Consider the following 3915-nt stretch of genomic DNA (forward strand, 5'->3'; position numbering starts at 1 on the left):
GCCACGCCCCCGGCCTCGGCCTGGTCCGTCACACGGCCGGCCTGGGCACCGACCGCCCCTGGTTCGCCATCGGCGGCATCGACCTCGGCAACCTGGACCAGGTGCTGGAGGCGGGCGCCCGCCGGGTCGTCGTGGTCCGCGCGATCACCGAGGCGTCCGACCCGGGTGCGGCGGCGAGCGAGTTCGCCGAGCGGCTGCGCAAGGCGTAGCCCCCCGCTGTCCGCGGTTTTGTCCAAGGGGTGGACAGGAAGCCGACAATTCGGGCAAATTTCCGACCTGCGGTTGGGGGACCGCCCACCCCTGGCTAACCTGCCCGTATGGCCCTCGGAACCGCATCCACCAGGACTGATCGCGCACGCACCGTGCGCGACATCCTCGCCACCGGCAAGCCGACGTACTCGTTCGAGTTCTCGGCGCCGAAGACCCCCAAGGGCGAGAAGAACCTGTGGAGCGCGCTCCGGCGGGTCGAAGCGGTCGCCCCCGACTTCGTCTCCGTGACCTACGGCGCCGGCGGCTCCACCCGCGCGGGCACGGTCAAGGAGACCCAGCAGATCGTCGCGGACACCACGCTGACCCCGGTCGCCCACCTCACCGCGGTCGACCACTCCATCGCCGAGCTGCGCAACATCATCGGCCAGTACGCGGACGCCGGTATCCGCAACATGCTCGCCGTGCGCGGCGATCCGCCCGGCGACCCGATGGGCGAGTGGGTGGCGCACCCCAAGGGCCTCACCTACGCGGCCGAACTCGTCCGGCTCATCAAGGAGTCGGGCGACTTCTGCGTGGGCGTCGCCGCGTTCCCGGAGATGCACCCGCGCTCCACGGACTGGGAGACCGACGTCGCCCACTTCGTGGACAAGTGCCGGGCGGGCGCCGACTACGCCATCACACAGATGTTCTTCCGGCCGGAGTCGTATCTGCGGCTGCGCGACCGGGTGGCGGCCGCGGGCTGCGACACCCCGGTCATCCCGGAGGTGCTGCCGGTCACCAGCGTGAAAATGCTGGAGCGGTTGCCGAAGCTCAGCAACGCCCACGTCCCGGACGCCCTGAAAGAGCGGATCCTCACAGCGAAGGACGATCCGGCGGCGGTACGCTCCATCGGTATCGAGTTCGCCACGGAGTTCTGCGCGCGGCTGCTGGCCGAGGGAGTGCCCGGACTGCACTTCATCACGCTCAACAACTCCACGGCGACCCTGGAAATCTACGAGAACCTGGGCCTGCACCACCCCCCGCAGGCCTAGACCGGCCGCACCGCGATACGACACACTGCGTAGCGGTCACTGGGAGAGGGGCGTACATGGGCTGGACGGTCCTCTACATCGCGTTCGGCGTCGTCGCGCTGTGGTTGCTGGGCGAAGTGCTGTTGCAGTACAAGGCGCGGCTGCGCTGGCGCCTCCTGGCCTTCGCCGGCTTCCTCGGCGTCGTGGTGGGCGTGCTGATGCCCTCCGTGATCGTCATCGGGCTGGGCGCGATCGCCTTCGCGGTCGGCCAGACCTACGTCACGCTGTCGTTCCGCCGCGGCTTCGCGTCCGGCTGGGCGGTCAAGCGGCCCGACCCCGCGACCGGCGGCGGCAGCAAGCGCCGCCGCGGCCGGGCGGACCGGTCCGAGCCGCAACCGCAGGAGTCCGCCCCCGACTTCGCCGCCGCCGGCCAGGCCGGCGACCAGGGTGCCTACGGTTCCGGCCGGGCGCAGGGCGACTACGACGACGACTACGACCGCGACGACGTCTTCACCCCGGCCGCCGCCCGCACCGCCGAGCCGGCCGCCGCCGGGACCACCGCCGTCTACGAGCCGCAGCCCCTTCCCGAGGACACCGGCAACTACGGCGTCTACGGCGACACCGCCCACGCGACCGCCGCCCAGCAGAGCCACGCCTACGACTACTCGGGCTACGGCCAGCAGGGCTACGGCTACGACGGCACGGGCCAGCAGGGCTACGCGAACTACTCCGACCCGTACATCGGCACCCAGCCCTACGGCTCCTACGACCAGCCCTACGCCCAGCAGTACGGGCAGCAGCAGGGCTACGCCCAGGACCCGTACACCCCCGGCGGTTACGGAGAGACCCCGGCCGGCGGGGTGTGGGTGCCGCAGCAGCGCACCGACGAGAGCTACGGCGGCGAACTCCCGCAGGAGCAGCCGTATCCGCACACCCCGGGCGGGCAGCAGCCGCAGCCCGGGGTCGGGTACGACGAGCAGTACCGCTTCTGAGTCACCGCGAGCCGCGGAACTCCGGCCCCTCCACGATCAGCCCGGCCACCAGCGCGCCCGACATCCCGGCGTGCGGAAGGCCGCCGCCGGGATGGGACCAGCCGCCCACGGAGAACAGACCCGGTACCGCCGTGGTGTTGGCGGGGTGCAGCACACCCTCCGCCCCGGCCAGCGCGGGCGGCGGCACCGCGCCTCCCGTGGCCCCCGTCTCCCGCTCGGTGTCCAGCGGGGTGCGGACCTCCCGCCACAGCACCCGCTCGCGCAGCCCCGGCACGGCGCGCTCGGCGGCGGCCACCAGCCGGTCCGCGAAGGTGTCCGCGGCCCCCGGCGCCGCCCAGTCGTACTCCGTGGCCGACGGCACGGTGGCCGTCAGCACCAGGGACTCGTGGTCCGCGTCGGGACGCAGGGCCGGGTCGTCCGGCCGGTCCACGACGACCTGCGGCAGATCGGGCAGCACCCCGTGCCGGAACAGGTCCAGATCCCCCTCGGGGTCGGTCGCGTGCACCACCGTGCGGTGCGCGGCGCCGGGCTCCCGCGCGCCGCGCAGCGCCAGGCACACCACCGCGCGGCCCGGGTGCCGGTCCTCCGGGGCGGGGGGCACGTCCTGCGCGCCGTACAGCTCCCGGCCCGCGGTCAGGCCGGCCAGCCGCCACGGCCCCGAGCCGACGACGAAGTCCGCCTCGGCCGCCGTCCCGTCGGCCAGCTCCACCCCGGCCGCCCGGCCGTCCTTCTCCAGCACCCGGACGACCTCGGCGCCGAAGACGAACTCGACCCGGCGCTCGGCACACCGCTCGTACACCGCGCGCGCCAGCTCCCGGATGCCGCCGCGCACGTACCAGGTGCCGAAGGCGTGCTCCATGTACGCCAGCACGGCCGCGCTCGCCGGAGCGAGGCCGGGATCGACGCCGTACGCGAGCGCGTACCCCTCCAGCAGCTGGGCCAGCCGGGGGTCGCGCAGCTCCCGCCTGCCGATCTCGTGGAGCGTGGTCACGCGATGGGTGCGCAGCAGCCGCTTGTACGAGGTGCCCGGATACGGTTCCTTGTCGGCCAGCACCTGCCAGTTGGGCCACAGCGGCTCCTCCAGCAGGGGCCGGCGGGTACGGTCCCAGGCGTCCCGGGCCCGCACCAGGAACTCGCCCCAGCGCTCGCCGGCGCCCGCGCCCAGTGCCTCGTCCAGAGCGGCGACGACACCCGCGCGGGAGGCGTTCGGCAGGGCCACTTCCGTGCCGTCCGCGAAGACGTGCCGCGCCGACGGGTCGACCTGGACCAGCTCGACGCACTCCTCCAGCGGCTTCCTGCCGGTCTTGACGAACAGATCGCGGTACACGGCGGGCAGCGTCAGCAGCCCCGGGCCCGTGTCGAAGCGGAACCCGTCCCGCTCGAACCGGCGCACCGCACCGCCGTACGTCTCCGTCCGCTCGTACACCACCACCCGGTGGCCCGCGACGGCCAGCCGGGCGGCAGCCGCCATCGCGCCCATCCCGGCGCCGATCACCGCAATCCGTGCCATGCCTGCGACTTTATCGACCGCCACCGACAATCCGGCCGCCGGGCGGCTCCGGCGCAGGTCACAGGCGTCTTGAGGCCAGGCGCCGCTCCTCCCGGCGCTGGGCCCGGCGGCGCAGGAAGCGCCGGATGCGCGAGGCCAGGAACGCCAGCGTCAGCAGCCCGCCGGCCAGCAGGACGGCCGCGACGACCGCCGC

General features: G+C 73.7%; 4 protein-coding genes. 3 read left to right on the top strand and 1 reads right to left on the bottom strand.

All coding sequences use genetic code 11. The features are described 5' to 3' along the window. The 3 genes from CCN44_RS01520 to CCN44_RS01530 form a co-directional block, all read left to right on the top strand. The coding region (locus CCN44_RS01520; RefSeq protein ID WP_208639689.1) for a thiamine phosphate synthase at positions 1-209 on the top strand (209 nt) is incomplete at its 5' end. Between the two features lie 108 nt (positions 210-317). Beyond that, positions 318-1241: a methylenetetrahydrofolate reductase [NAD(P)H] gene (metF, locus tag CCN44_RS01525; protein WP_059248847.1), complete on the top strand. Its 924-nt coding sequence runs from the start codon at positions 318-320 to the stop codon at positions 1239-1241. Positions 1242-1297: 56 nt separating this feature from the next. Next, positions 1298-2212: an SCO2102 family sporulation regulator gene (locus tag CCN44_RS01530; protein ID WP_086696653.1), complete on the top strand. Its 915-nt coding sequence runs from the start codon at positions 1298-1300 to the stop codon at positions 2210-2212. Between the two features lies 1 nt (position 2213). Here CCN44_RS01530 and CCN44_RS01535 read toward each other — a convergent pair whose 3' ends face one another. After that, positions 2214-3722: a phytoene desaturase family protein gene (locus CCN44_RS01535; protein ID WP_167403928.1), complete on the bottom strand. Its 1509-nt coding sequence runs from the start codon at positions 3720-3722 to the stop codon at positions 2214-2216. Positions 3723-3915: the final 193 nt, after the last annotated feature.

Origin of the sequence: Streptomyces tricolor (assembly GCF_002155905.1) — a bacterium.
Lineage (GTDB): Bacteria > Actinomycetota > Actinomycetes > Streptomycetales > Streptomycetaceae > Streptomyces > Streptomyces tricolor.

What these genes read in the sequence shown, in the direction of transcription:
- CCN44_RS01530 (WP_086696653.1), top strand. Translation starts at nt 1,298, where the DNA reads ATGGGCTGGACGGTCCTCTACATCGCGTTCGGCGTCGTCGCGCTGTGG.
- CCN44_RS01535 (WP_167403928.1), bottom strand. Translation starts at nt 3,722, where the DNA reads ATGGCACGGATTGCGGTGATCGGCGCCGGGATGGGCGCGATGGCGGCT.
- metF (WP_059248847.1), top strand. Translation starts at nt 318, where the DNA reads ATGGCCCTCGGAACCGCATCCACCAGGACTGATCGCGCACGCACCGTG.